Origin of the sequence: Streptomyces sp. NPDC051320 (assembly GCF_040682175.1) — a bacterium.
Taxonomy (GTDB): domain Bacteria; phylum Actinomycetota; class Actinomycetes; order Streptomycetales; family Streptomycetaceae; genus Streptomyces.
Genome location: NZ_JBFBAL010000013.1, coordinates 1 through 25,713 on the forward strand (window position 1 = coordinate 1; position 25,713 = coordinate 25,713).

Annotated in this window: 27 protein-coding genes, 1 tRNA gene and 1 pseudogene; 15 read left to right on the plus strand and 14 right to left on the minus strand. The window is 69.9% G+C overall.

The features are described from left to right. On the plus strand, nt 1-183 hold a 183-nt coding region (locus AB0M87_RS25770), incomplete at its 5' end, for a VOC family protein (protein ID WP_365856873.1). A 30-nt stretch (nt 184-213) separates the two neighbouring features. Here the strand turns inward: AB0M87_RS25770 and AB0M87_RS25775 are convergent. Then, nucleotides 214-1,092, minus strand: a complete 879-nt coding sequence (locus AB0M87_RS25775; protein ID WP_365856875.1) for an AraC family transcriptional regulator — start codon at nt 1,090-1,092, stop codon at nt 214-216. 206 nt (nt 1,093-1,298) lie between these two features. On the opposite strand from AB0M87_RS25775, the gene AB0M87_RS25780 reads away from it, so the two are divergent. After that, a complete protein-coding gene (locus AB0M87_RS25780; RefSeq protein ID WP_365857248.1) occupies nt 1,299-2,324 on the plus strand; it encodes an aldo/keto reductase in 1,026 nt (341 codons plus the stop codon). 67 nt (nt 2,325-2,391) lie between these two features. Beyond that, complete coding sequence (locus tag AB0M87_RS25785; RefSeq protein WP_365856877.1) at nt 2,392-3,150, plus strand: aminoglycoside 3'-phosphotransferase; 759 nt, start codon at nt 2,392-2,394, stop codon at nt 3,148-3,150. Between the two features lie 157 nt (nt 3,151-3,307). Here AB0M87_RS25785 and AB0M87_RS25790 read toward each other — a convergent pair whose 3' ends face one another. Continuing rightward, on the minus strand, nt 3,308-3,454 hold the full coding sequence (locus tag AB0M87_RS25790) for a hypothetical protein (protein ID WP_365856879.1): 147 nt from the start codon (nt 3,452-3,454) through the stop codon (nt 3,308-3,310). 132 nt (nt 3,455-3,586) lie between these two features. Beyond that, nucleotides 3,587-4,267: a phosphate signaling complex protein PhoU gene (gene phoU, locus AB0M87_RS25795; protein WP_365856881.1), complete on the minus strand. Its 681-nt coding sequence runs from the start codon at nt 4,265-4,267 to the stop codon at nt 3,587-3,589. A 188-nt stretch (nt 4,268-4,455) separates the two neighbouring features. On the opposite strand from phoU, the gene AB0M87_RS25800 reads away from it, so the two are divergent. Together AB0M87_RS25800 and AB0M87_RS25805 are read left to right on the plus strand one after the other, a co-directional pair. Continuing rightward, complete coding sequence (locus AB0M87_RS25800) at nt 4,456-5,733, plus strand: ATP-binding protein (protein WP_365856883.1); 1,278 nt, start codon at nt 4,456-4,458, stop codon at nt 5,731-5,733. Continuing rightward, on the plus strand, nt 5,730-6,410 hold the full coding sequence (locus AB0M87_RS25805; RefSeq protein ID WP_365856885.1) for a response regulator transcription factor: 681 nt from the start codon (nt 5,730-5,732) through the stop codon (nt 6,408-6,410). Before AB0M87_RS25800 ends, AB0M87_RS25805 begins: the two co-directional genes overlap by 4 nt. A gap of 85 nt (nt 6,411-6,495) precedes the next feature. Here AB0M87_RS25805 and AB0M87_RS25810 read toward each other — a convergent pair whose 3' ends face one another. Then, nucleotides 6,496-7,185, minus strand: coding sequence for a DUF461 domain-containing protein (locus AB0M87_RS25810; RefSeq protein WP_365856887.1), 690 nt, complete (start codon nt 7,183-7,185; stop codon nt 6,496-6,498). Nucleotides 7,186-7,731: 546 nt separating this feature from the next. Between AB0M87_RS25810 and AB0M87_RS25815 the strand changes: the two genes are divergently transcribed. The 6 genes from AB0M87_RS25815 (at nt 7,732) to rlmB (ending at nt 13,034) form a co-directional block, all read left to right on the plus strand. Further along, nucleotides 7,732-8,214, plus strand: coding sequence for a CarD family transcriptional regulator (locus tag AB0M87_RS25815; RefSeq protein WP_006380568.1), 483 nt, complete (start codon nt 7,732-7,734; stop codon nt 8,212-8,214). A 340-nt stretch (nt 8,215-8,554) separates the two neighbouring features. Beyond that, nucleotides 8,555-9,328 carry a 2-C-methyl-D-erythritol 4-phosphate cytidylyltransferase gene (gene ispD / locus AB0M87_RS25820; RefSeq protein WP_365856889.1) on the plus strand — a complete coding sequence of 258 codons (774 nt, stop codon included), beginning with the start codon at nt 8,555-8,557 and terminating at the stop codon, nt 9,326-9,328. Next, complete coding sequence (gene ispF / locus AB0M87_RS25825; RefSeq protein WP_365856891.1) at nt 9,318-9,821, plus strand: 2-C-methyl-D-erythritol 2,4-cyclodiphosphate synthase; 504 nt, start codon at nt 9,318-9,320, stop codon at nt 9,819-9,821. The genes ispD and ispF overlap by 11 nt, the downstream gene beginning before the upstream one ends. A 121-nt stretch (nt 9,822-9,942) precedes the next feature. Then, nucleotides 9,943-10,347, plus strand: coding sequence for a PPOX class F420-dependent oxidoreductase (locus AB0M87_RS25830; protein WP_365856893.1), 405 nt, complete (start codon nt 9,943-9,945; stop codon nt 10,345-10,347). A gap of 90 nt (nt 10,348-10,437) precedes the next feature. Further along, a complete protein-coding gene (gene cysS / locus AB0M87_RS25835; RefSeq protein WP_365856895.1) occupies nt 10,438-11,841 on the plus strand; it encodes a cysteine--tRNA ligase in 1,404 nt (467 codons plus the stop codon). 236 nt (nt 11,842-12,077) lie between these two features. Next, nucleotides 12,078-13,034, plus strand: coding sequence for a 23S rRNA (guanosine(2251)-2'-O)-methyltransferase RlmB (gene rlmB / locus AB0M87_RS25840; protein ID WP_365856897.1), 957 nt, complete (start codon nt 12,078-12,080; stop codon nt 13,032-13,034). Between the two features lie 128 nt (nt 13,035-13,162). On the opposite strand, the gene AB0M87_RS25845 is transcribed toward rlmB, so the two are convergent. Then, the gene (locus AB0M87_RS25845) at nt 13,163-13,321 is read right to left on the minus strand and encodes a hypothetical protein (RefSeq protein ID WP_365856899.1); all 159 of its coding nucleotides are present in this window, start codon (nt 13,319-13,321) and stop codon (nt 13,163-13,165) included. Between the two features lie 234 nt (nt 13,322-13,555). Here AB0M87_RS25845 and AB0M87_RS25850 point away from each other — a divergent pair, with 234 nt between their 5' ends. After that, nucleotides 13,556-15,163 carry a DoxX family membrane protein gene (locus AB0M87_RS25850; RefSeq protein WP_365856901.1) on the plus strand — a complete coding sequence of 536 codons (1,608 nt, stop codon included), beginning with the start codon at nt 13,556-13,558 and terminating at the stop codon, nt 15,161-15,163. Between the two features lie 83 nt (nt 15,164-15,246). Here AB0M87_RS25850 and AB0M87_RS25855 read toward each other — a convergent pair whose 3' ends face one another. The 3 genes from AB0M87_RS25855 to ugpC all read right to left on the minus strand — a co-directional run bounded on the left by AB0M87_RS25855 (nt 15,247) and on the right by ugpC (nt 17,858). Further along, nucleotides 15,247-15,960, minus strand: a complete 714-nt coding sequence (locus tag AB0M87_RS25855; RefSeq protein ID WP_365857250.1) for a nucleotidyltransferase family protein — start codon at nt 15,958-15,960, stop codon at nt 15,247-15,249. 131 nt (nt 15,961-16,091) lie between these two features. Then, nucleotides 16,092-16,505 (minus strand): hypothetical protein, encoded by a 414-nt coding sequence (locus tag AB0M87_RS25860; RefSeq protein WP_365856903.1) that lies wholly within the window; start codon nt 16,503-16,505, stop codon nt 16,092-16,094. A 225-nt stretch (nt 16,506-16,730) separates the two neighbouring features. Then, nucleotides 16,731-17,858: a sn-glycerol-3-phosphate ABC transporter ATP-binding protein UgpC gene (ugpC, locus tag AB0M87_RS25865; RefSeq protein ID WP_365856905.1), complete on the minus strand. Its 1,128-nt coding sequence runs from the start codon at nt 17,856-17,858 to the stop codon at nt 16,731-16,733. 411 nt (nt 17,859-18,269) lie between these two features. Here ugpC and AB0M87_RS25870 point away from each other — a divergent pair. Beyond that, nucleotides 18,270-18,344 (plus strand) — tRNA-Thr (locus tag AB0M87_RS25870). A 168-nt stretch (nt 18,345-18,512) separates the two neighbouring features. Here the strand turns inward: AB0M87_RS25870 and AB0M87_RS25875 are convergent. Both AB0M87_RS25875 and AB0M87_RS25880 read right to left on the minus strand, forming a co-directional pair. Further along, complete coding sequence (locus AB0M87_RS25875) at nt 18,513-18,818, minus strand: antibiotic biosynthesis monooxygenase family protein (protein ID WP_365856907.1); 306 nt, start codon at nt 18,816-18,818, stop codon at nt 18,513-18,515. 23 nt (nt 18,819-18,841) lie between these two features. Then, nucleotides 18,842-19,228 (minus strand): VOC family protein, encoded by a 387-nt coding sequence (locus tag AB0M87_RS25880; protein ID WP_365856909.1) that lies wholly within the window; start codon nt 19,226-19,228, stop codon nt 18,842-18,844. 68 nt (nt 19,229-19,296) lie between these two features. Between AB0M87_RS25880 and AB0M87_RS25885 the strand changes: the two are divergent. Beyond that, nucleotides 19,297-19,407: pseudogene (locus tag AB0M87_RS25885) on the plus strand (transcriptional regulator); the annotation flags it as partial. 172 nt (nt 19,408-19,579) lie between these two features. Here the strand turns inward: AB0M87_RS25885 and AB0M87_RS25890 are convergent. Beyond that, on the minus strand, nt 19,580-21,550 hold the full coding sequence (locus tag AB0M87_RS25890; protein ID WP_365856911.1) for a chloride channel protein: 1,971 nt from the start codon (nt 21,548-21,550) through the stop codon (nt 19,580-19,582). A gap of 348 nt (nt 21,551-21,898) precedes the next feature. Here AB0M87_RS25890 and AB0M87_RS25895 point away from each other — a divergent pair, with 348 nt between their 5' ends. Beyond that, a complete protein-coding gene (locus tag AB0M87_RS25895; RefSeq protein ID WP_365856913.1) occupies nt 21,899-22,441 on the plus strand; it encodes a MarR family transcriptional regulator in 543 nt (180 codons plus the stop codon). Between the two features lie 311 nt (nt 22,442-22,752). On the opposite strand, the gene AB0M87_RS25900 is transcribed toward AB0M87_RS25895, so the two are convergent. From AB0M87_RS25900 to AB0M87_RS25910, 3 genes are all read right to left on the minus strand, one after another. Next, nucleotides 22,753-23,484, minus strand: coding sequence for a hypothetical protein (locus tag AB0M87_RS25900; protein WP_365856915.1), 732 nt, complete (start codon nt 23,482-23,484; stop codon nt 22,753-22,755). A gap of 68 nt (nt 23,485-23,552) precedes the next feature. Continuing rightward, a complete protein-coding gene (locus tag AB0M87_RS25905; protein WP_365856917.1) occupies nt 23,553-24,974 on the minus strand; it encodes an FAD-dependent oxidoreductase in 1,422 nt (473 codons plus the stop codon). Then, nucleotides 24,971-25,678, minus strand: coding sequence for a rhomboid-like protein (locus AB0M87_RS25910; RefSeq protein WP_365856919.1), 708 nt, complete (start codon nt 25,676-25,678; stop codon nt 24,971-24,973). The genes AB0M87_RS25905 and AB0M87_RS25910 overlap by 4 nt, the downstream gene beginning before the upstream one ends. Nucleotides 25,679-25,713: the final 35 nt, after the last annotated feature.

The following is a 25,713-nucleotide window of genomic DNA, read 5'->3' on the forward strand; positions in this document are numbered from 1 at the left end:
GGCCAGCAGCGGCCGCAGCAGCTCCACCTGGACTTCGACGTGGACGATCTCGAGGGGGAGGAGAAGCGGGCGCTCACCCTCGGCGCGACCGTGCTCGAGCGGACGGACCAGCTCCGGCCGGAGGCCAACTGGCGGGTCTACGCGGACCCGGCCGGCCACCCGTTCTGCCTCTGCCTGCACTGAGTCAGCGGGCCCGCCGCAGTCGCTGGGTGCTCAGTGGTCGGCCCGCGAGGAACCCCCGGATCGGGCCACCGCCGTGAGACGTGCGACGTCCCGGCCCGGGGGCGCGCCGAACGTTTTGCGGTATTCGCGGCTGAACTGGGACGGGCTTTCGTAGCCGACCAGATAGCCGATCTCCGCGACGTCTGCCGGTCGGGTCAGGAGCAGGGTGCGAGCCTCCTGGAGGCGGATCTGCTTCTGGAACTGGACCGGCGTCATCGAGGTCGCGGAGCGGAAATGCCGGTGAAACGTTGAGGGGCTCATGCCGGACAATTCGGCGAGGTCCGCAATACGCAGCGGCTTGTCGTAGTGCCGGCGGATCCAGCGGATCGCGCGGGAGATGTGCGCGAGGTTGCTGTTGGCGAGGCCGATCTGACGGACGAGTGCGCCCTGGGCGCCGGTGATGAGTCGCCACAGGATCTCCCGTTCGAGGCCGGGTGCGAGCACCCGGAGGTCGTCAGGACGACCGAGCAGACGCAGCAGCCGGACGACCGGATCGAGCAGCTCCGGCGTCGCGTCGCTGACGGCCAGGCCGGAGAAGGCGGGCGGCTTCGCGGTGCTGCCGGTCTCCAGCAGCAACGGTGCGATCGCCTCCGGCTTCAGCGTCATGCTGAAGACCACGAAGGGTTCCTCCGCGCTCGCCTCGAGCGCCTGACCGGTCACCGGAAGGTCGACCGACACGACGAGAAACTGGCCGGCCCGATAGTCGTAGGGCACGCCGTTCAGAATCGTGCGTTTGACACCCTGGCCGACAACGGCGAGCGAGGGCTCCGCCATCGCGCCGATCGGGGATGTGGGCTTGTCCGCATGGGTGATGGATACGCCCTCCAGGACCTGCGTCTTCTGCTGCGGGCCGCCGCCGGTGTGGCGCACGATCAGCGTCCGAAGCTAGTCGAGAAGGTTCATGCCCTCGGCCGTGGAGCCGGAGGACGGTGGCGCCGCATGCTGCATGGCTCGATTGGAGCAATGTTGACAGGATCGTGCAAGCCCGCAGCAGGATCTGTCTATCGATCGGGTGGGCCGGCGTGGTCGCATTGGTTCATCGGCACGAATGCAGACAGCGCCTGAAAGGCATGAAATTGAAGCGCAGGACTCTTGGGTCAACCGGTATATCCGTCAGTGAGTTCGCGCTCGGTGCGATGATGTTCGGAAGTCTGGGAAACCCGGATCACGAGGACGCGATCCGAATCATCCACAGCGCGCTCGATGCCGGAATCAACTTCATCGATACGGCCGACGTCTATTCCAGGGGTGAGTCGGAGGAGATCGTCGGCAAGGCCGTAAAGGCACGTCGGGATGATCTCGTCATCGCGACGAAGTTCGGACGGCCGATGGGCGAGGACCCGAACCACCGGGGCGGCTCGCGGAGGTGGATCGTACGGGCGGTCGAGGACAGTCTTCGCCGACTCGACACCGATTACATCGACCTGTACCAGATCCACCGTCCCGACTACGAGACCGAGATCGGCGAGACCCTCTCGGCGCTGTCCGACCTGGTACGGGCCGGCAAGATCCGGGCGTTCGGATCGTCCATGTTCCCGGCGGAGATGATCGTGGAGGCGCAGTGGACGGCGGAGCACCAGGGGTGCCATCGGTTCCTGACCGAACAGCCCATGTACTCCGTCTTCACCCGCAGGCCGGAGGCCGCCGTGCTGCCGACGGCGCAGCGGCACGGTCTCGGGGTGCTCACCTTCAGCCCGCTGAACAGCGGCTGGCTCTCCGGGCGTGCGGATCTTGCGTCGAGCCACCGGGCCGTACTGACCTCCTCGGCCCTCCCGTCGCACTATGACCCGTCGACTCCGACCGGCAAGCTGAAGGCCACCGCACTCGCCCAGCTCACTGTCCTCGCCGACGAGGCGGGGATGACGCTGCCGCAACTCGCGATCGCTTTCGTCCGCGTGCATCCGGCGGTCACCTCCGTGCTGATCGGTCCGCGCACCCGGGAGCAGCTCGACGGACTTCTGTCCGGGATCGATAGGGAGCTGTCGAGCGACATCCTCGATCGCATCGACGAGATCGTCCCGCCGGGAACCGACCTCGACCCCGCGGACAACTACGCGGCCACCCCGCCCGCGATCGAAAGCGCGCGGCTGCGCCGGAAGTAGGCCGCAGGGAGCCGAAGGTGCGGGAAAGTCGATCGCTCGCGGGCCATGCGCGGCGCAGCATGGGGCCATGCCCTACTCCGGACCGCCGCTTCCGCCCGTGCTCGTACCCGCGCCGATCCGCGCCCTGGCCGGGGACCGGCCGCTGTTGCCGGTCTGGCAGAACGAGCTGGGGGGCTTGGCCTTTCGGATCGGTGACGCGGATGGGAACGGGAACAGCGCGTTGTTCGCCAAGTGGGCTCCGGCCGGCACCGGCTTGGATCTCGTGGCCGAGGCGGAGCGCATGCGCTGGGCCGGGCGGTTCACCGTGGTGCCTCGGGTGCGGGAGTGCGGGGACGGTGCGGAGGGAAGCTGGCTGGTCACCCATGGGCTTCCCGGCGAGAGCGCGGTCAGCCCCCGGTGGCTGGCGGATCCGGCCGGAGCAGTACGCGCCCTGGGCGCCGGCTTGCGGGCCCTGCACGAGCAGTTGCCGGTGGCCGACTGTCCGTTCAGCTGGTCTGTCGAGCATCGGCTGGAACGTGCCCGGCAGGCGGGTATCGAGGTGCCGGCGGAACTGGCCGAGCAGCAGCCGCCGATCGACCGGCTCGTCGTGTGTCACGGTGATCCGTGCGCGCCGAACACGCTGCTGCACGAGGACGGTTCGTGGGCCGGTCACGTCGACCTGGGAGCCCTCGGTGTTGCCGATCGGTGGGCGGACCTGGCCGTCGCGGCCAGGAACACCGGGATGAACTACGGTCGGGGCTGGGAGGACACCCTCGTTGAGGCGTACGGCATTGCTCCTGACCCGTACCGGTCGGAGTTCTACTGGCGTCTCTGGAACGCGACGTGAGGATTCCGCCGCGCCCGTGAGCCGCACCCGTGAGCGGTGCCCGTAAGCCGCGTCCGTAAGCGCGCGTGAGCCGTCGGCCGAAGGCCGTCGCGCGGGGCAGGGCCCCGTCCACCACGACGGTGCTGGTGGACGGGGCCCTGCCGGGCGTACGGGTACCTCAGTGACAGCCGCCGCACTGGCACGGCGCCCCGGACTGGCAGCCGCAGCCGCAGCTCGGGCCGCAGCCGCAGGCGCCGAGGACGCGCAGATGGTGGACTTCGACGGGGGCCGGCTGCTGGGGTTCGGTGACGGGGGAGTCTGCCATGGGAATCCTCCTGTTAGGCATACGAGCTGTCAGGCGTAGGAGCCGATGGGCATCCAAGTGCGTGCTGCCTGTGCTCATCCCATACCCGGGCCGGTGGGGCGCATCAACGGCGCACGCGCGCAAGCGCGCCGTTCACGCCCCTTCGACCGGGGCCGAGACGGCCTGGATCTCGTCCGCGTGTTCGCCCGTCACCAGGTACACCACCCGCTTGGCCACCGAGACCGCGTGGTCGGCGAACCGCTCGTAGTACCGGCCGAGCAGGGTGACGTCGACGGCGGTCTCGATCCCGTGCTTCCAGCGGTCGTCCATCAGGTGCTGGAAGAGCGCGCGGTGCAGCAGGTCCATCTCGTCGTCGTCGTTCTCCAGCTGGAGGGCCAGGTCGACGTCCTTGGTGATGATGACCTCGGCGGCCTTGGCCATCAGCCGCTGCGCCAGCTGTCCCATCTCCAGGATGGTCGCGTGCAGGTCGTGCGGCACCGCCCGGTTCGGGTAGCGCAGCCTGGTCAGCTTGCCGACGTGCTGGGCCAGGTCGCCGGAGCGCTCCAGGTCGGCGCTCATCCGCAGGGAGGTGACCACGATCCGCAGGTCGGTGGCGACCGGCTGCTGGCGGGCCAGCAGGGCGATGGCTCTGGCTTCCAGTTCGTGCTGGAGCTCGTCGACCTTCTCGTCGGCGGCGATCACGCTCTCCGCGAGCTTCAGATCGGAGTCGAGGATCGCGGTCGTCGCCCGGCCGATCGCCGAACCGACGAGCCGGGCCATCTCGACCAGACCTTCGCCGATCGAGTCCAGTTCCTCGTGGTACGCGTCCCGCATTGCAGTCCCTCTCTCGTACAGCCATGAGGTCTCCGACCCCCGCGTCTCCACGGTGCGACCGCCACGCGTCCGTTTCCGTCATCTGAAGTGAACCGGCCCTATCCCCTCGGTGAACTCTGGGCGACGAACGTTCGAGCGGGCACCCGTATGGCTGGGGAAGTGTCGGCCGGCCCGCATAACCTTGAGGCATGGACGTGAACGCGGCGGTCGCCGCAGCAAGCGCGATCGCCGGGTTGTGCACCGGTGTCATCGCGATGCTGGCGTTCCGCTGGAGCGAGCGCGACCAGGCACGCCCCACCCGCGGTTCGCTGCACACCGACGATGTCCTGCCGCCCGGAGTCGACACCGTCCTCTCCGTGCTGCGCTCGTCGGCGGTGGTGCTGGACGAGAGCGACTCGGTGGTCAAGGCCAGCTCGGCGGCGTACGCGCTGGGCCTGGTCAGGGGCGGGAAGCTGGCCGTCGCGCCCATGCTGCACATGGCCCGCGACACCCGCCGGGACGGCGAGATCCGCCAGGTCGAACTGGATCTGCCCCGCCGGGGCACCGGCCGCGGCGAGGCACTGGCGGTCTCCGCCCGGGTCGCGCCGCTCGGCTCCCGGCTCGTGCTGCTGCTCGTGGAGGACCTCACCGAGGCACGCCGTATCGAAGCCGTACGACGCGACTTCGTCGCCAACGTCAGCCATGAGCTCAAGACTCCGGTCGGCGCGCTCTCGCTGCTCTCCGAAGCCGTCATGGGGGCCAACGAGGACCCCGAGGCGGTGACCAGATTCGCCGGCCGGATGCAGATCGAGGCGACCAGACTCACCAATCTGGTCCAAGAGCTGATAGATCTCTCCCGGGTCCAGAACGACGACCCGCTGGAGGACGCCGAGCCGGTCCGGGTCGACGTCCTGGCCACCGAGGCCATCGACCGCTGCCGCCACCAGGCCGGCGCCAAACAGATCACCATGACCGTGGGCGGCGCAGCCGACCTGTCCGTCTGGGGCAACCGCGGCCAGCTCGCGGCCGCGGTGGGCAATCTCGTCGAGAACGCCGTCAACTACTCACAGGACCGCACCCGGGTTGCTATCGCCGCGCAGCGGGTCGCCGCACCCGGCGGTGACTTCATCGAGATTGCCGTCACCGACCAGGGGCTCGGCATCTCCGAGAAGGACCGCGAGCGGATCTTCGAACGTTTCTACCGGGTCGACCCGGCCCGTTCCCGGGCCACCGGCGGCACCGGCCTGGGCCTCGCCATCGTCAAACACGTGGCCGCCTCGCACGGCGGGGAGGTCACCGTGTGGAGCGCCGAGGGACAGGGTTCCACCTTCACCCTGCGGCTGCCGGAAGCCGGCGCCGTGAGCAAACGCGGCGACCACCGCAGCCGTGCGGACCAGGAGCCGGACGCCGTCGACGTGGACGACGACCAGCCGTACCAGAGCTTCCTTACTTCTGACCCCATTCCTGCCCCGGAGGTCCTTCCGTGACCCGAGTGCTCGTCGTCGAGGATGAGGAATCCTTCAGCGACGCCCTGTCCTACATGCTGCGCAAGGAAGGATTCGAGGTCGCGATCGCGGCCACGGGCCCCGATGGGCTCGACGAGTTCGAGCGCAACGGCGCCGACCTGGTGCTGCTCGACCTGATGCTGCCGGGCCTGCCCGGCACGGAGGTCTGCCGCCAGCTGCGCGGCCGCTCCAACGTCCCGGTGATCATGGTGACCGCCAAGGACAGCGAGATCGACAAGGTGGTCGGCCTGGAAATAGGGGCCGACGACTACGTCACCAAGCCGTTCTCCTCGCGGGAGCTGGTCGCCCGGATCCGGGCGGTGCTGCGCCGCCGGGGCGAGCCCGAGGAGGTCTCCCAGGCCGCGCTGGAGGCCGGCCCGGTCCGGATGGACGTGGACCGCCATGTGGTCACGGTCTCCGGCGGAAAGATCGATCTGCCGCTGAAGGAGTTCGACCTCCTGGAGATGCTGCTCAGGAACGCCGGCCGGGTGCTGACCCGGATGCAGCTGATCGACCGGGTCTGGGGCGCGGACTACGTCGGCGACACCAAGACCCTCGACGTTCACGTGAAGCGGCTGCGCGCCAAGGTGGAGCCGGATCCGGGGGCGCCCCGGTATCTGGTCACGGTGCGCGGCCTCGGCTACAAGTTCGAGCCGTAAACCGTACGAGCCGTTCGGTTCGCGGAACGAAACGTGCCCCCGCCGGGCCGCTGAGGCCTGGCGGGGGCACCGCGCTGTGCGGGAGTCAGCTCTGCGTGCCGGCCGTCGCACCGGCCGTCGTACCGGCCGTCGTGCCGGCCGTCGTGCCGGTTGTGGACGCCGCGTCCGAGGGGCTCGAGGAGCCGGTCGGGGTGCCCGAGCCGGACGGCTTGCCGGACCCCGACGGGCTGGTCGACGGCGTGGGCTTGGCCGTCGGCGGGAGGGAGCTCGGGCCGAAGCTGCTGAAGTAGCTGGTCGCCGGGACGATGTAGGCGAGCAGTGAGACCTTGCCGGTCTCGCTGAAGTGGAAGACCACCTGCTGGGCGTTGCCGTCCGTCACCGTGCGGCTGTCGGCGACGACAGCGGAGGGGTTGTTCTTGCCGCCGAGCAGGACCGAGCCGTTCGCCGGCACGGTGATGTGCCCGGAACCGCCCTTCTTCGGGGAGAGCTTCACCGTCGCTCCCGTGCCGGGCAGCTCGATCGAGTCCAGCGTCTGGTTCTTGGTGCCGTTGTTGAAGATCCTCGTGGTGATGACGGCAGGACCCTGGGCGTCGGCCTTCGGCTGGGTGATCACCGTCGCGTTCTGCACCTGGATGTTGCCCACCGAGGTGGCCGCGTTGTCCGGCTTCACCTCGAGCGTCTGAGCGTCGTTGCCTGCGCCACAGGCGGACAGGGCGGCAATCGAGACCACGATGGCAGAAGCGGCGATGGCACCGCGTCGAAGGCTGCGGCTCATGGCTGCGGCAACTCCTAAGACGTATGGACAGCAGAGATCGGGCGCGCTCAGGTTACCGAGCCGTCTTCCGGGGGCCGCACCCGACCCGCCCCGGGCGGCGCACGGGTCTCCGCGGGGCGCGCGATCGCGGTGTGTCGTACGCCGTTCACATATCGGTGGTGATCAATTCCCCGGTCCGCCGTCTATTCCTTCCGGAAAAGTCTCGTGAGGTCCCTTGCAGCTCCCTTGCGAGCCGCAGTGATCAATTTCGGATTGCGTCCGTACGGGTGATCGACGACCGAACTACGGCTCTGAAGTTCACCGTTTCGAATGCGGCAAATCGGGACGTTCGACCCCCGAAGAAGGGCTCCGGACGCGTGTAACGTACGCGTTTCTCTTCGCCCGCAGAGCCGCTCCGACCTGCGAATACCGTCTTCCGGAAGGCGTCCGCAGCACGTTCCTGTTGCTGTTGTCAAGCCCCGAGATATGCTCTGACCTGCGAAAACGCCATTCAGAAGAAGCCGTATCCGTGTTACCCTGGATAGCCACGGAAGGGGTACCTGTCACATGACGTTCAAGGTTGGCGACACCGTGGTCTATCCCCATCACGGGGCCGCGCTGATCGAGGCTATCGAAACTCGCCAGATCAAAGGCGTGGACAAGACCTACTTGGTGCTCAAGGTCGCCCAGGGCGACTTGACTGTTCGTGTGCCGGCGGACAATGCGGAGTTCGTAGGCGTACGCGACGTGGTTGGTCAGGAAGGGCTGGACCGGGTCTTCGAGGTGCTTCGCGCACCGTATGCCGAAGAGCCCACCAACTGGTCCCGCCGATACAAGGCAAATCTTGAGAAGCTCGCCTCCGGCGATGTCATCAAGGTCGCGGAAGTGGTGCGTGACCTGTGGCGCCGCGAGCGTGAGCGCGGACTTTCCGCAGGTGAGAAGCGCATGCTCGCCAAGGCCCGCCAGATCCTGGTGAGCGAGCTCGCTCTTGCGGAGAACACCAACGAGGACAAGGCCGAGGCTCTGCTCGACGAGGTGCTCGCCTCCTGACGGCTCTCCCGCCCGAAGGCTGCTTCCCGCCTGGAGCATGACGTCGGAGTGAAATGCTCCGCCGTGAAGTAATGCCGCGGCGCCCGATGACTGCATGGAATACTTCCATGTGTCGCCGGGCGCCGCGGCATGTCGCGTCCGGCTGCCCCACCAGCACCTAGTTGAGCGGTACCTGGTGGAGCGGTACTTGGTGTGCCGGGCCCGGGATGCCGACGAGACCGGTCGTCACGGAAGGGGCCGGTTCAGGGCGTCGCGCCCGGCACTCCCCCAACCAGCGGCCGGGGGTACCCCCAGGCCATACCCACGTCGGCTGAGGACACAAACCCTGAACGCGCACCCGATGTCAGACGCCCCGCTGCCCCGTCCCGACCTGCCCTCCGACCCGCCCGGTCCCGACCGCGGCACCGCCGCGGTGGTGCCCGCCGCAGGACGCGGTGTCCGGCTGGGCCCCGGAACGCCCAAGGCGCTCCGCGCCCTCAACGGGACGCCCATGCTGATCCACGCGGTCAACGCGATGGCCGGATCCCGGTCCGTGTCGCTGGTCGTCGTGGTGGCCCCGGCGGACGACGTGGCCCGGGTCACCTCCCTCATCAACGAGTACGCACCTCCCGCCGGTACGGAAGTCGTCGTCGTCCCCGGCGGTGAAACCCGCCAGGAATCCGTGCGGCGCGGCATCGATGTGCTGCCCGACACGGTCAGCACCGTGCTGGTGCATGACGCCGCCCGGCCCCTGGTCCCCGTCGAGACCGTCGACGCGGTGATCGAGGCGGTACGCGGCGGCGCCCCCGCCGTCGTGCCCGCCGTGCCGCTCGCCGACACCGTCAAGCAGGTCGAACCACAGCCCGACGGCCGCCCCGAACCGGTCGTCGCCACCCCGGAGCGCGCCAGACTGCGCGCCGTGCAGACCCCGCAGGGCTTCGACCGGGCCCTGCTGGCGCGCGCACACGCCACGGTGACCGGCGATGTCACCGACGACGCGAGCATGGTGGAGCAGCTCGGAGTACGGGTCGTGGTCGTCCCCGGGCACGAAGAGGCGTTCAAAGTGACCCGGCCGCTCGACCTGGTGCTGGCCGAGGCAGTTCTCGCCCGCAGGAGGGCCAACCATGGTTTCTGAGACGCCCAGGCCGGTACTGCCGCTCGTCGGCATCGGCACCGACATCCACGCCTTCGAGGAAGGCCGGGAGTTGTGGTGCGCCGGGCTGCGCTGGGAAGGCGAAGGCCCCGGGCTCGCCGGCCACTCCGACGCGGACGTGGTCGCGCACGCCGCCTGCAACGCACTGTTCTCCGCCGCGGGGCTCGGCGACCTCGGCGCCCACTTCGGTACCGGCCGCCCGGAATGGTCCGGCGCCGCCGGTCTCACCCTGCTCGCGGAGGCGGCCCGGATCGTCCGCGCCGACGGCTTCGTCATCGGCAACGTGGCCGTCCAGGTGATCGGCCTCCGTCCGAAGATCGGCAAGCGCAGGGCCGAGGCGCAGCGGGTGCTGTCCGAAGCGGTCGGCGCGCCCGTCTCGGTCTCCGCGGCCACCAGCGACGGGCTCGGCTTCACCGGCAGGGGCGAAGGACTCGCCGCCGTCGCGACGGCTCTGGTGGTGCGGTCGGAGCCGTAGCCCGGCGGACGGGTGGGGTGCCGTATGGGGGTTGGCGCCTTCGCAGCGGTCAGAACCGCTGCAAAGGGGGTACCCATGCCATCAGCACACCACCTCACCCGCCCCCTCCGGAGGACAGCCCGTGTCAGCCGCACTCAGTGACAAGCTCAAAGAACTGCTCGACAGCCCGGTCTTCGTGAACATCGCCACCATCCAGCCGGACGGCACCCCCCAGGTCTCACCTGTCTGGGTGAAGCGGGACGGCGACGATGTGCTGATCTCCACGACCGTGGGCCGCCGCAAGGAGAAGAACCTGCGCCGTGACCCCCGGGTGACGGTGCTGCTGCAGCCCTTCGACGACCCCTACACGTATGCCGAGATCCGGGGCACCGCGGCGCTCAGCACCGAGGGCGGCCAGGAGCTGATCGACGAGCTGTCGCTCAAGTACTCCGGTAAGAAGTACGCGGAGTTCAACCCGGACTCCGCCAACGACAGCGCCCGGGTGGTCGTCCGGATCAGCCCGCGCAAGGTCGTCGGCCGGCTCTGAGCGGCTTCTGCAGCACTGTTGGGTCACACTTCGGTGCCCCGTGGCCCAAAGGGTCACGGGGCACTGGTATGGGACCACTACCCTGGTGGGGTGACTATTCGTCTGTACGACACCAGCACCCGGCAGATTCGTGACTTCGTCCCGCTCACCGCGGGCTGCGTCTCGATCTACCTCTGTGGCGCCACGGTGCAGGCGGCCCCGCACATCGGGCACATCAGGTCCGGACTGAACTTCGACATCATGCGCCGCTGGTTCAGCTACCGCGGCTACGACGTCACGTTCGTCAGAAACGTCACCGACATCGACGACAAGATCATCAAGAAGTCCGTGGAGCAGCACCGGCCCTGGTGGTCGATCGGGTACGAGAACGAGCGCGCCTTCAACAGCGGCTACGACGTACTCGGCTGCCTTCCGGCCAGCTACGAGCCGCGCGCCACCGGCCACATCCCCGAGATGATCGAGATGATGCGCGGCCTCATCGAGCGCGGTCACGCCTACGAGGCCGAGGGCAACGTCTACTTCGACGTGCGGTCGTACGACGGGTATCTGCAGCTCTCCAACCAGGACTTGGACGATCTGCGCCAGCCGTCCGGAGAGGGCGAGACCGGGAAACGCGACCCGCGCGACTTCGCCATGTGGAAGGCCGTCAAGCCCGGCGAGCCCTCCTGGGAGACCCCGTGGGGACGCGGCCGGCCCGGCTGGCACCTGGAGTGCTCCGCGATGGCCCACAAGTATCTGGGCCGCGCCTTCGACATCCACGGCGGCGGGATCGACCTGATCTTCCCGCACCACGAGAACGAGATCGCCCAGTCCAAGGCGTTCGGCGACGACTTCGCGACGTACTGGCTGCACAACGCCTGGGTCACCCTCAGCGGCGAGAAGATGTCCAAGTCGCTGGGCAATTCGGTGCTGGTCAGCGAAATGGTCAAGCAGTGGCGCCCGATCGTGCTGCGCTACTACCTGGGCACCCCGCACTACCGGTCGATGATCGAGTACAGCGACGAGGCGCTGCGCGAGGCCGAGTCGGCCTTCGCGCGGATCGAGGGCTTCGTCCAGCGCGTCATCGAGAAGGCCGGAGGGGTGGTCGAACCGTCCGCCGATGTGCCGCTCGCCTTCGCCGAGGCGATGGACGACGACATGGGCGTCCCGCAGGCGCTCGCGATCGTCCACACCACGGTCCGCCAGGGCAACTCCGCGCTGGCCGCCGACGACAAGGAAGCGGCCGTCGCCCGGCTCGCGGAGGTCCGGGCCATGCTCGGCGTCCTCGGCCTCGACCCGCTCGACGAACAGTGGGCCGCCGGCGACGGCGACCGCGGCGAAGACCTGCACGGTGCCGTCGACACCCTCGTACGCCTCGTCCTCGAACAGCGCGAGGCGGCCAGGTCCCGGAAGGACTGGGCGACGGCGGACGCGATCCGCGACCAGCTCCAGCAGTCCGGCCTGGTCATCGAGGACAGCCCGACCGGTCCCCGCTGGACACGAGGAGGGTGCTGAAGATCTTGGGCGGGCTCGCGGGGCCTGGCACGCACATCTGCGGCGTTGCCAAAACGCCCTAATAGCTCCGCTATGAGGACGCTTCGGCGCCTTGCAACTGCACGCACCAGACCCCGCTCCCTGATCAGCCCAAGATCTCCAGCACCCTCCTGGGCCCGCGGTGAGCACTCCGCTGCCGTTCGCGGCACACTTTCCTATACGTAGTACGTACTGAGCAGCAACGAAACAGGTAGGTCATGGCCGGGAACAGCCAGCGCAGGAACCGCCGTACGTCCAACAAGAAGGGCGCACAGGTCGGCAGCGGGGGCCAGCGACGCCGCGGCCTCGAAGGAAAGGGGCCCACGCCGCCCGCGTCCGCCCGCAAGGGCCACAAGAAGAACCGGGTAGCGGGCGCCCAGGCGCGGCAGGCCGCGGCCCGCCGCCCGGCCCCCCGGCGCGGTGGCGCCAAGGGCACCTCCGAAATGGTCGTCGGCCGCAACCCGGTCTACGAGGCGCTGCGCGACGGCGTACCGGCGGTCACCCTGTACGTGCAGCAGTACATCGACAACGACGAGCGGGTGCGCGAGGCGCTCCAGCTGGCCGGTCAGCGCGGCAACATCAACCTGATGGAGGCCCCGCGGCCGGAGCTCGACCGGATGACGAACGGCCTGAACCACCAGGGCCTCGTCCTCCAGGTCCCGCCCTATGAGTACGCGCACCCCGAGGACCTTACCGACGCGGCCTACGACGCCAACGAGGACCCGCTGATCGTCGCCCTCGACGGAGTGACCGATCCCCGGAACCTCGGTGCGATCGTCCGCTCGGTCTCCGCGTTCGGTGGCCACGGCGTGGTCGTGCCGGAGCGCCGCGCGGCCGGGATGACGGCCGGCGCCTGGAAGTCCTCGGCCGGCACCGCCGCCCGCACCCCGGTCTCCCGGGTCACCAACTTGACCCGGGCGCTGGAGGGCTACCAGAAGGCCGGCATCACGGTCGTCGGCCTGGCGGCGGACGGCGAGCACGAGGTGCAGGACCTGGAGGCGCTGGGCGGCCCGGTCGTCATCGTCATCGGCAGCGAGGGCAAGGGCCTGGGCCGACTGGTCGGCGAGACCTGCGACTACCGGGTACGGGTCCCCATGCCGGGCGGTGCGGAGTCACTCAACGCCGGTGTCGCAGCCGGCATCGTCCTGTACGAGGCGGCCCGCCGCCGCGCCTGACCCAGCCGGTTCCGCTTCCCTCGGCTGTCGCCGGGGGGAAGCGAGAACCGGTGCCGACGAACCGCGCGTCACGCCCGGGAGCACACCCGGGCAACCGGCACGGACAGCGCGTCGGTGCCGTCCGACGATCACCGACTTGCCGCTTGCACCAGTTCGCGGTGCAACAAGCTGTCCCACAGCAGGTGTTCCAGCTCGGTCCGGTCCGCGCCGCGTTGACGCATGGCTTTCTCGGTGTACGGCTTGTTCCGGTGCTCCTGGGAGCCGGGCGATCGGGGATTCCTGTCCATGGCTCGTTCATGAGGCGGCGATGATCCGTTGCTGTAGCGGGAGTGAGACCCCGATCGAAGAGTGCTGGAACGGACGGTAATACTGCGATCGCCCCTCGGTCGGTTGCCGGTCGGCTTCCGCTGGGTGACCGGGCCGTGAGGGCCCTCGTGACCGTGTCGGTCGAGGCCTGTTGACGGGTCGCGGACAGATCCGACGGGTCAAGGCAGTGTCCTAAGCGAGCGTCACTCGGTTAGATGAGCGTGGACACCAGAACACCCGGGTTCGACGAGCTGCCTGCCCTGAGCATGGTCAAGGTGCCGTGCGATCCCGCGCAGGTCGTCGTCAACCACGCCAGCTTCCGGGTGCAGCTCGCACCGAACTCGATGCCGTGGCAAGCCGGTTCGGCGGGAGGTGGCCGGGCCAGGACCTCCTCGGCAGGGCGACGCCGGGCGCCCGTCGTGTGGAGCGGGAAGTCCGCGCCGGACGACACCGGCGCCATCAGACTGCTGCAGGCCGTGCGGAACTCCGGTGTGCAGGAGGCCGGTTACGGCTCCGGCCACGACGCCGGCGCCACCCAGGTCATCCCGCGCATCAGCGTCGACGACGCGGGCGGTCCCCCCTTCCCCAGCAGACCCGCCACCACGCTGCTGCCACGCATGCGCGAGGCCGTCGGCGCGTACGACGGTCAACCGTCCGGCCACGGTGACGGGTTCGGCGACGACCAGTACGACGACCAGCGGCGCGACGACGAGCAGTACGACGACGAGCAGTACGAGGACGACGACTTCTACCCGGGGCAGCGGCAGTCCGCCGACGCGGTCCGTCACGCCTACTACCCGGGCCGCCGGATGAACCTGGGCGTGGTGCTCCTGCCGCTCCGGGTGTTCCTCGGCTTCATCTCCGTCTACGCCGGCATGGGCAAACTCTGCGATCCCGTCTATTTCGACGGCGGCGAACGCGGCTCGATGGTGAAGTGGCTGCACTCACTGCAGCCTTGGGCGCTCGCCGAGCCGCTGCGCGACTTCGCGCTGTCGCATCCGGTGGGCGCCGGCCTCACCATCGCCTTCCTCCAGGTCGTCGTCGGTGTGCTCACCGTTCTCGGACTCTGGCAGCGGGTCGCTGCGGCCTTCGGCGCGATGCTGTCCATCGCGCTGCTGGTGACCGTCAGCTGGCGGGCCGTACCGGTGTACGACACCCCCGACATCATCTTCCTCGCCGCCTGGTCGCCGCTGATCATCGCGGGCGCCCCGGTCTACTCGGTGGACGGCCGCCTCGCGGGCGAGGCCTGGCGCCGGCTCGGCCCGCGCTCGGCGCTGCGGGATCTGCGCAGGCGGGTGCTGCGGCGCGGGGCCGTCGTCGCCTCCGTGGTGGTCGGTCTGACGCTGCTGATCGGCTCGCTGCTCGGCGGCGCCGTCCGGTCCGCGGAGGTGGTGACCGTACCGGGGCCGAACACCGATCCCACCAACCGGCTGCCCGGACAGCCGCTGCCGCAGGAGACCGGTTCGTCGGGCAGCCCCTCGCAGCGTGCGCACCGGGACCGGTCGTCGCCCTCCGCGCACACGTCGGCGCGACCGTCCGGCACCCCGACGACGCCCGGCACGGTCCGCGAGACCGCGACCGTGGGCATCGGCGGCGACCAGCCGAGCCAGACCCAGGGCAGCGGGCAGCAGCCCCCGCAGCAGCGTCAGCCGGCTCCGCCGCCACCGGCGGCGAGCAGTTCCGGCCCGTCGTCCTCGGGCGGCTCCGCCGGTGGCGGCGGCAGCACCGGAGGAAGCGGCTCGACCGGCGGGGGCAGCGGCACCGGCGGCAGCTCGGCCGGTGGTGGCGGCAACCGCAACCCGATCGGCGGCCTGCTCGGCTGACGGCCGGCACGGGGAACACATGAGGGGCGGCCGCTGAAGGTGCGGCCGCCCCTCACGTACGTCGTCCGACGCGAGGGCCCGGGTCAGGTCCGCGCGCCCAGCTCCCGCGCCGCCTCGGTGAGGTCCTTCGCGGTGTCGATGGCCCGCCAGTACGCCCCGTTGGGCAGCGGAAAACCGGCCAGCCTGCGCTCCCTGGCCAGCCGGGGGAACGTTGACCGCTCGTGGTCGCCCCGGTCCGGCAGCAGCGCGGTGAAGGCCGCCGAGAACACGTACACCCCGGCGTTGATCAGATACGGCGACGGAGGCGACTCGATGAAGTCGAGTACCTGCCCGAACTCGTTCGTCTCCACGGCGCCCCACGGAATCCTGGGGCGGGCCAGCGCGAGTGTCGCGGTGGCGTCCCGCTCGGCGTGGAAGGCCGCCATGTCGCGGAGCGAGAAGCGCGTCCAGATGTCGCCGTTGGTGGCGTACCAGGGACGGTCGGCGTCGGGCAACCGCGCGGCAGCGTACTTGAGACCACCGCCGCGGCCCAGCGGCTCGGACTCGATGACGGTGGTGACGCGCAGGGGGAGTTCGGTGGAGTCCAGCCACTCCTGCAGCACCCCGGCGAGGTGGCCGCAGGAGATCACCGCATCGGTGACGCCCTCGGCGGCCAGCCAGGCAAGCTGATGGCCGATGATCGGCGTTCCGGTGCCCGGAATCTCCACCATCGGCTTGGGACGGTCGTCGGTGTAGGGGCGCAGGCGGGAGCCCTGACCGCCCGCCAGGACCACGGCCTGGGTGGGCGGTAGCTGCACTTGAGGATCAGCGGTCGTCATGAGGCGCACCTTAGACCGACCGGCACATGGGCGGGCGGCGTCGCGGTGCCCCCATGTGGCGGCCGGTCCTGGACGGCCGGTCCTGTGCGGCGCGCCCCCGGCAAGGTGTCTCAGTGCACGTGCGCGACCCCGTAGGCGAAGGAGGTGTCGCAGACCGGGCGCGAGTACGACTGGGCCCGGGTGGGCCCGTAACGCTCGACGGCGGCACGGCCCAGTGCACGGGCGATCTCCATGCAGTGGCCCGCGAGAGAGGGGCGGCTCTCCACCTCGCGCTGGAGATGGGTGAGCGCGGTGCCCGGGTCCTTCTCCTGGAGCTCGGAGAGCAGCTTGTCGCGCAGAATGTCCTGCGGGGTGCGGGTCTTGGCGCGCACCGATACTTCCTTGGACGACGCAGTGAGGATCTGCGAGCCGGTGGAGGTGCCTGCCCACGGGACGCGGGTGACCGCGAGCGTCCCGGAGAGAACCAGGACGACGGGCAGGACGAGTGCGAGAGTTCGGCCGATTCGGCGGGCTGTGTGGGTCACGCAGGCGAGCGTAGCGGCCGGTGATGATTTGGCGACATTGAGTCACTCGTGTGGGGGATGGTTCGAGTTCTCTTTTCGAATCGGGTGTTGACGTCCCCGGCGAATCGCCCGTTCTGCCGGGGTAGTTGCCGCCGTATACGGAGGCCCCGCCACCCACATACGGCGGCGGCCCCGCACCTCCCGAGCGGAAGATGCGGGGCCGCCGCCGTACGCTGCTGGGCGACGTCAGTCGCTGAGGCGCTCGCCGGTCGAGGTGGCGAAGACGTGGATCTCACCGGGGCGCGGCACGACGTGCAGCTTGCTGCCCTTGTCGGGCACCCGGCGGCCGTTGACGCGGACGACGAGCTCCTTGTGCTCACCGCTCACCTCGGCCGAGCCGTAGACGAACGCGTCGGCGCCGAGCTCCTCGACGACGTTGACCGAGACGGCCAGACCGGCCGGCGCGTCCTTGGTCAGCGTCTTGGTGGTGGTGTCGTCGTGCTCGACCACCTCGAAGTGCTCCGGGCGGACACCGACCGTGACGGTGGTGTCGCCGCGCTCCGCCGCCGCGGACAGTGCCTCGCGGGAGACCGGGACGACGCTGTTGCCGAACTTCACGCCGCCGTCGGTGATCGGGACCTCGACCAGGTTCATGGCCGGGGAGCCGATGAAGCCGGCGACGAAGAGGTTGTTGGGACGGTCGTACATGTTGCGCGGCGAGTCGATCTGCTGGAGCAGACCGTCCTTGAGCACGACCACCCGGTCGCCCATGGTCATGGCCTCGACCTGGTCGTGGGTGACGTACACGGTGGTGATGCCGAGGCGGCGCTGGAGCGACGCGATCTGCGTACGGGTCGAGACGCGGAGCTTGGCGTCCAGGTTCGACAGCGGCTCGTCCATGAGGAAGACCTGCGGCTCCCGGACGATCGCGCGGCCCATCGCGACACGCTGACGCTGACCACCGGAGAGCGCCTTCGGCTTGCGGTCCAGGTACTCGCTGAGGTCGAGGATCTTCGCGGCCTCTTCGACCTTGGCGCGGATCTCCGTCTTGTTGACACCGGCGATCTTGAGCGCGAAGCCCATGTTGTCGGCGACCGTCATGTGCGGGTACAGCGCGTAGTTCTGGAACACCATCGCGATGTCCCGGTCCTTCGGCGGCAGGTGCGTGACATCGCGCTCGCCGATGCGGATCGCACCGCCGTTGACGTCCTCGAGACCCGCGAGCATCCGCAGGGAGGTCGACTTGCCGCAGCCGGAGGGACCGACGAGAACCAGGAATTCGCCGTCCTCGACCTCGATGTCGAGGCCGTCCACGGCGGGCTTGGTGGAGCCCGGGTAGATCCGGGTCGCCTTGTCGAACGTAACAGTTGCCATGATCGCGTGCTCCTTCACCGGCAGGAACGTGCCGGACGATCCGAGTAAGGGAGTGGTGTAGTCCACAAGAGTGAACTGCACCGAGACGCTACCTGGCCGTTTGTGGTCTGTCAGTAGTTTCCGGCTGATGAAATTTTCGACTCCGGGCACGGAGCCGGAGCAACGCGCTTTTGACTGATGCGCCCGTCCGCTCGGAGCGCCCGACTTCTGGATTACGCATTCTTTCGCGGTTCGGCGATTCCCGGAGCCTCACGCCCGCTACGTCCTGCCGGTCCGGCCTTCGGAACGGCACATCGGTCGGCCCGACGAACTGATGGCCGCCCAGGTCGCGGGAGCGGGGAACTTGATGGCTGGGCGGATCGGCCCTGTGTAGAGTGGAGGCGCCTCCGTGCGGCTTGTAGGTGCACGGTTGCCCCCTTAGCTCAGCTGGTTAAGAGCGCTGGTCTTGTAAACCTGAGGTCGTCGGTTCGAATCCGACAGGGGGCTCGACCGAAGCCCGGACCGATTTCCACTGGTCCGGGCTTCTCCCGTTTGCGGCCTATATGTCTGTTGACGAGGCCTCGGCCTGCTTCGGTGAGGGCCCCCAGGGGCCGTTGTCCCCCTCAGCAGACCTCGAGTTCCGAGTGGGCCCTTCCTGGCGGCCGGGGCTGGTTGTCAGATCTGTCCGTCGGCGGCGGGGAGGCCCACTCCACCCAGGACGGCGAGGTCCGTGCGGTGCGGTGGTGACGCCAGCAGTGCGAGGACCTCTGCGGGGGCGGGACCGCCGGCGGGCGACGGAGCGGCGAGGGCTGCCTGCGCACAGGCCTCGTCCCGCCAGACCTCGATGACATGCACGGTGTCCGGATCGGCTGCCTCCTGGCTGATCAGATAGGTCTCACAGCCCGGGAAGCCGTGCAGCCCCTTCGCGACTCTGAGGAGGACGGCGGCGAGTTCGCCTCCTCTGCCGGGGTGCGCGGTCATGGTCATCAGTCTGCCGATCACGTTCAGACCAGGGTCGTGATGCAGAACGGGTGGCCTGCGGGGTCCAGCAGGACCCGCCACCGGTCGGGTGCCGGCTGGACAGCGGGTTCGACGGCTCCCAGGGCCAGCAGCCGGGTCCGGGCCGCATCCAGGTCATCGACACCGAGTTCGATGTGGGCCTGCTTCCCCTGAGAAGGGTCCGGCCAGGTGGGAGGCCGGTAGTCGGCCAGCCGGTTGAATCCAAGTCCGGCCGCGCCCTCTTGGCCGAGCAGGACGAAGTCGTCAGTGGAGTAGGCGACGGCGAGGCCGAGGGCGTCGCCGTAGAAGCGGGCCAGCTCGGCGGGGTCCGGGCAGTCGAAGGTGACGGCCGCATAGCGGATTGCGGGTGCGGATGTGCGTCCGGTACTCATGGGAATGACGCTAGGGCGGAACTAGGACAGTTTCCGTCCTCATCGGACTTTCACGAAGTGATCAGCGCATCGCCCGCCTGCTGCGGCTGCTTCCACTGCTGTCCGCGCGGCCGTCGTGGACGTGCGGCGAGCAGGCCGACCGGATGGCAGTCACCGAGGGCACGGTGCGGCGGGACGTCGCCAGGCGGCCCGCTACTCCGGTGGCACGTGAGGGTGCCAGTCGGGTAGGCGTTCAGGGCGTTGACAAGGGTGCCTCCGAGGACCGCCGCGAGGGGCGGGCGACGCGCGCGTCAACCGCCCCTCGTTCGGGCTCCGTCGGGTCCGGGCGCTGTCGCCGCCGGTCCCTTTTGGCTACACGTCCTGCTTCACCGCGTCGCGGCGTTCTGTCGCCGGCGCGACCGGTCCGGGTGACTGGGCCACCACCACGCTGGGGCCCGACGCCGTGGCCGGACGGAAGCGGCGGGGGACGAGGGTGAGGACGCGTTCGCTGTGGTGCTCCTCGTGCTGGTCGATCCGGCGGGCCTCCAGCAGTTGGCGCAGGCTCAGCAGACCCTCGAGCCGGTCGGGGTCGGCGCGGTCGACGATCACGACGCGGGTGACGTGGTGGGTGGCCATCCGGTTGGCGATGGTCCGCAGCGTCTCGTCGTTGTACGCGGTCACCGCGGGCCGGGCCAGTTCACCCAGCGGCGTGCGGTCGTCGGGCGAGCTGAGCAGGAAGTCGGAGCGGGTGACGATGCCGGCCAAGTGGCCGGCCGGGTCCATGACCGGGTAGAGCCGCTGGGCGAGGAAGCCGTCGAAGTCGTGGCTGCCGTGCGGGGCGTTGAGCTCGCGCTTGATGTCGGCCACGGTCTCGTCGGTACGGAAGGTGGCGGTGATGGGCGTTTCCAGCTGGCGTACGAGGTGGACCTCCAGCGGATCCACCGAGTACTCCCGGGTGAGGTGCAGCCCACGGCGGGCGAGCTTCTCGGTGAGGACGGACCGCTTGAGGACGATCACCGAGAGCAGGTAGGCGGAGGACGCGGTGATCACCATGGGGAGCATCGCGTTCATCTCATGGGTCAGTTCGAGGCAGAAGACGATGCCGGTCAGCGGGGAGCGCATCACGCCGCCGAGCACTCCGGCCAGTGAGACCAGTGCCCAGAAGCCGGGGCTGACGGTCGGGAAGATCAGGCCCTCGGCGGCTCCGAGCGCTCCGCCGATCATGAACATCGGGGCGAGGACACCGCCGGAGGTGCCGGAGCCGAGTGAGAGACCCCAGATGAGGGTCTTGACCACCAGGATGCCGACGATCAGACCCACCGTCGCCCGGCCGGTCAGCAGCTGGTCGATGACGTCGTAACCCACCCCGAGCGCGCGGGGTTCGATGAGGCCGCCGACGCCGATGATGAGGCCGCCGATGGCAGGCCACCACATCCAGTGCAGCGGCAGCTTGGCGAACAGGTCCTCGGAGAAGTAGACGAGGGCGGTGGCGCCGAGCGCGAGCACCCCGGCGGCGAGTCCGGCCACCAGGCACAGGCCGTACGCGGAGAGCGGCAGCTGGACCGGGACGTGCGCGCCGCCGAAGAGCGGGGCGGAGCCCAGGACGGGTTCCCGGACCAGGGTCGCGGTGACGGCGGCGACGGCGACGGGGATGTACGAGCGCGGACGCCATTCGAAGAGCAGCAGCTCGACGGCGAGCAGGATCGCGGCCAGTGGCGAGTTGAAGGTGGCGGCCATGCCCGCGGCGGAGCCCGCGACCAGCAGGGTCTTGCGCTCGTCGGTGGTGACGTGCAGGAACTGGGCGAGGATCGAGCCGACCGCGCCGCCGGTCATGATGATCGGTCCCTCGGCGCCGAACGGTCCGCCGGTGCCGATGCCGATGGCCGACGAGACCGGCTTGAGTACGGCCAGCCGCGGCTGGACCTTGCTGCCGCCGACCAGGATCGACTCGATGGCCTCCGGCATGCCGTGACCGCGGATCTTCTCCGAGCCGTACCGGGCCATCAGCCCGATGACCAGGCCGCCGACGATCGGCATGAAGAGGACGAGCCACCAGTGGGAGGTGGAGCCGGGGGTGGAGCTGCCGAAGGAGAACCGGCCGTGGAAGCAGAGGTTGGTGAACAGGGCGATCAGCTTGAGCAGGCCCACCGCGACCAGGGCGGCGGCCGCGCCGACCGGCAGGGCGAGGGCGGCGATCACCGCGACCCGGGGCGGGACGTGGAAGTCGCCCAGGCTCGCGATCTTCGGCGGGTGCGCCGGGCGCGCCGGGCGGGCCGCGGGCGATGGCGGCGCGTGTTCTCCGGGGGCACGCTCGGGTTTCCGGGTGTGGTCGGGCGTGGTCACGGGGGTACCTCCGTCGGTGGTGCAGGCAGGGGCAGTCCGTCATGGGCGCGCACGAGCAGGGCCGTCGGCGCTCCGCATACAGCGGTGCCGGCGCCCCTGGGTGGCTCACCCGATGGCGGAAGCGGGCGTCATTGCCCTGGAGAAGCTGCCGATGCCCTGTGCGGAGGGCGGCAGAAAGGTGTGGGCGGTCCGTGGCGCGCAGCGGCGCCGTAGTCGGAAGCCCGGATACTGGAGCGGTAGGAACAGCGTCAAGACTACCATTGCAGACTGCAATGGTTAGTCGCGCCCAGCTGAGCTGGGTGAACGGGCCGGCCCGACAGACCGGCCGAAGAGAGCGGTGGACGGATCGTGACAGGCGAACCGCAAGGGGCGAGCGGCGGGAACACAGCGACCGGACTCACAGCGGAGACCGACGAGGTCACCGCGGCGGTGATGGCTGTCGCGAAGCTGTTGGTCGGTCTCTCGGCGCGGGCCCTGGCCGAGGCGGGCAGTGCGCTGACCCTTCCGCAGCTGCGGACGCTGGTGGTGCTGGAGACCGGCGGACCGGTCAAGCTGGCGTCGCTGGCGGCCACGCTGGAGGTCAACGCGTCGACGGCGATGCGGATGGTGGACCGGCTGGAGGCGGGCGGCCTGGTGGACCGCAAGGTCAACCCGGACAACCGCCGGGAGGTCGTGCTGCGGACCACCGCCGAGGGCGCCGCGCTGGTGCGTACGGTGTTGGAGCACCGGCAGCGGGAGGTCGCCGCGCTGGTGGGCCGACTGCCCGTCGACGTACGGTCCGGCCTGGTCGCGGGCCTCCGGGCGCTGAACCGGGCGGCGGACGATCCGGCGCTCAGCCTGCCCGATGTGCCGGCCGGGCGGGACGCGTTCCCGGACGGCAGCACGTTCTGAGCGGAGACTCCCGAGCCCGGTGCCGTCCGGCGGTGCGCCGTACGATTCCCGCGCGGGCATGTACGGATCAGTACCGACCCGGCGGACCGGTACGTGCGGGTGTTCACACTGACGGCACCAAGCCGGGGCTGGGGCTGCACGAGCCTTACGACGGTACGGCGCCGCACACCGCCCGGATCAAGGTGCTGAAGATCTGGCGGGTCGCGGACCCGGTCGAGGACGCCGTCGACGTCCAGGGTCGAACCGGCCGCGTCCGGACGCACGGGACAGGACCGGCCCCGCACGGACCGGTCTCGCGAGGCGTCCGGGCGTTACGACGCGTAGCCCGACCCGGTGCTCCGCACCACGTACGCGCACTCCGTGTAGGTGTAACCCGAGCGGATCTCGGCGGTGTTGGTGCCGGCGCCGGTCGTCGAGCGACCGGTGTAGAGGATCTCCACCTCGTCGGGACTGTCGTTGCTGATGGTGACCGGGATGCTGCCGCCGGAGGCCGTGGTGGGCAGGTGCTTGCCCGCCGCGGGCTCGTCCTGGGCGATCTCCGCGGCGATGGCTATCTTCTGGGCGCGGGCCCGGTTCTCGTCGTGCTCGTACTGGTCGGTGAAGCCGTTCATGGTGTCGAGCGCCGCGTCGAAGTCGCCGTCCTCGTACTCGTCGACGCCGCAGGCGTACGTACCCGCCTGCACCTTCTTCTCGGCCGCTTCGGAGTCCCGGCGCAGCGCACGGCCGACGGCGTCCTTCCTGCCGGGCAGCGCGGTGGCCTGGCTGCTGAGGGTGCGGAGTCGCTCGGTCGCCGCGCAGGGCTCGTCGCCCTTGAGGCCCTTGGCGGCCTGGTCGATCCGGGAGCTGATGGCCGGCTCCACCTTCCCCGCCTGCGGGGAGCGGGGGAAGGTCGTCACCAGTTCGCCGAGGTTCCCGCTCGCCGTCGTGACGGCCTCGTCGGTGCCGAGGCCCGGCAGCCCGCAGGTGTACAGCGCGTCGGCGAGCCGGCTGTCGGGCCAGCCGGCCAGCGAACCGAGGTGCTTACCGCCGAAGGTGTCGGGCACGGTGCGCAGATACTTCAGCGGCGCTATCGCGTCGCAGTACTTCTTCTCGCTGTACGGGGGCGACGGCCTCAGCGCCCCGTGATGCGGTCCGCGAGGGTGGCGATGCGGTCGGTGGCCGTGCTGCGGCCGGTGAGTTCACGGCGGTCGGCGGCCCGGTAGGCCCGGTACATGCCGTGCACGCCGAGCCAGCGCAGTGGCTCCGGCTCCCAGTCGCGGACCTTGTGGTTCACCCAGGGCAGGGTGGTGAGGTCGGTGGGGCCGGACTGCCCGGAGTCCTGCTGGATCAGGTCGCGCAGGGTACGGGCCGCGAGGTTGGCGGTGGCGACTCCGGAGCCGACGTATCCGCCCGCCCAGCCGAGGCCGGTCGACCGGTCCAGGGTGACGGTGGCGCACCAGTCACGGGGCACACCGAGCACCCCTGACCAGGCGTGGTCGATCCGTACGCCCGCGGTGGCCGGGAAGAACCGGACAAGGATCTCGCGCAGCGCCTCGATGGTGGCGGGGCTGGTGCGGCCGTCGTTGTCCGTCTTCGAGCCGTAGCGGTACGGGACGCCGCGTCCACCGAGAGCGATCCGGTCGTCGGCGGTGCGTTGTGCGTACATGTACGCGTGGGCCATGTCGCCGAGGGCCTCCCGGCCCTCCCAGCCGATGGTGTCCCAGACGGACGTGGGCAGCGGCTCGGTGGCGATCAGGGAGGAGTTCATCGGCAGCCAGCTGCGGTGCGTGCCCTTGAGACCGGCGGTGAATCCCTCGGTGCAGCGCAGCACATAGGGGGCGCGGACCGTGCCGTACGGGGTGACGGCGTGCTTGGGCCGGATTTCGGTGACCGGTGTCGACTCGTGGACGGTGACGCCGAGCGCCTCGACGGTCTCGGCCAGGCCCTTGACGAGTTTCGCCGGGTGCAGCCGGGCGCCGTGCGGGGTCCAGGTGGAGCCGACCGCCCCGTTGACCCTGATCCGCTCGGCGGTCTCGCGGGCGCCGTGCAGGGTGCGGTCCTTCTCGCCGAAGGCCACCTCCACCGAGTGGAACGCCTTGAGGCGCTGCAGCTGGGCCGGTGTGTAGGCGACCTCGAGGACGCCGCCCCGGTGGATGTCGGCGTCGATGGATTCGTCGGCCGCGGTGGTGATGACCTCGGTCACCGTGTCGTTCATGGCCTGTTGGAGGCGGACCGCCGCCTCGTGGCCGTGCAGTTCCGCGTACCGGTTGCGGCCGGCGATGCCGTTGTAGAGCCAGCCGCCGTTGCGGCCGGACGCGCCGTAGCCGCAGAACCTGGCTTCCAGCACGGTGATGTTGAGGAAGGGAACGGCCTTCTTGAGGTAGTACGCCGTCCACAGCCCGGTGTATCCACCGCCGACGATCACCACGTCCGCGGTCGCGTCGCCGGGCAGCGGCTCGCGGGCGAGCGGGGCGCCCTGGCCCGCGTACCAGAACGATATGCCGCCGTTGGCGGTGCTGTGGCTGCCGTGGCTGGGGCCGTTGACGGTGCTCATACAGACCTCTGACTCCTGGATCCGGACCGCTCGGTGTCCCGCCGGCGGTTGCCGGGAGCGTAGCGCCGGGCCGCGTGGAGTGCTCTCGCCGGGTTGGTTCGCGGACGTCCGCGGGTGACCGGATACCAGGCCAGGCCGATCAGTACCGAGGTGAAGTGCCCGAGGTCGGTGAAGGTGCGTGCGGTGACCAGCGGTAGTGCGGTGCCGACCAGGATCACGGCCAGATATCCGTACCGCCAGGGCGTGGTGATCCGGTAGGTCAGTACGCCGATGACGCCGGCCAGCGCGTAACTCACGCCCACATCAAGGGTGTTGACCGCGGACTTCGGGGCGTGGCCGAGTTGGATCGCCCAGAGCAGAGCACCCTCGCTGATGAAGGAGGCGAAGACGTGCGCACTGGCGGCGACCGCGAGCCAGCGGGCGGTGCCGATCCAGCGTTCGGCCTGGGCGTGGAAGAGGGTGTAGAGCACGGCATAGGGGACCCAGTGGCCGCTGCCGATCCACATGGCGCTCTGGATCAGCACCCGGACGGGGTGGACGGACAGCTCGTGGATGTTGGTGGAGCGCCTGTCCAGGAACGCCCGCTCGTGCCCCGGCGGCAGCTGGTGCAGCGCGATCGTGGTACCGAGCAGTACCGCCAGCCAGATGTAGGTGCCGGGTGCGCTGCGGATGTACGAGCGGACGGCGTGCAGGGCGCGGGTCATGAGGTCGATTGTGCTGGCCCGCGCCGCGCCGTGCG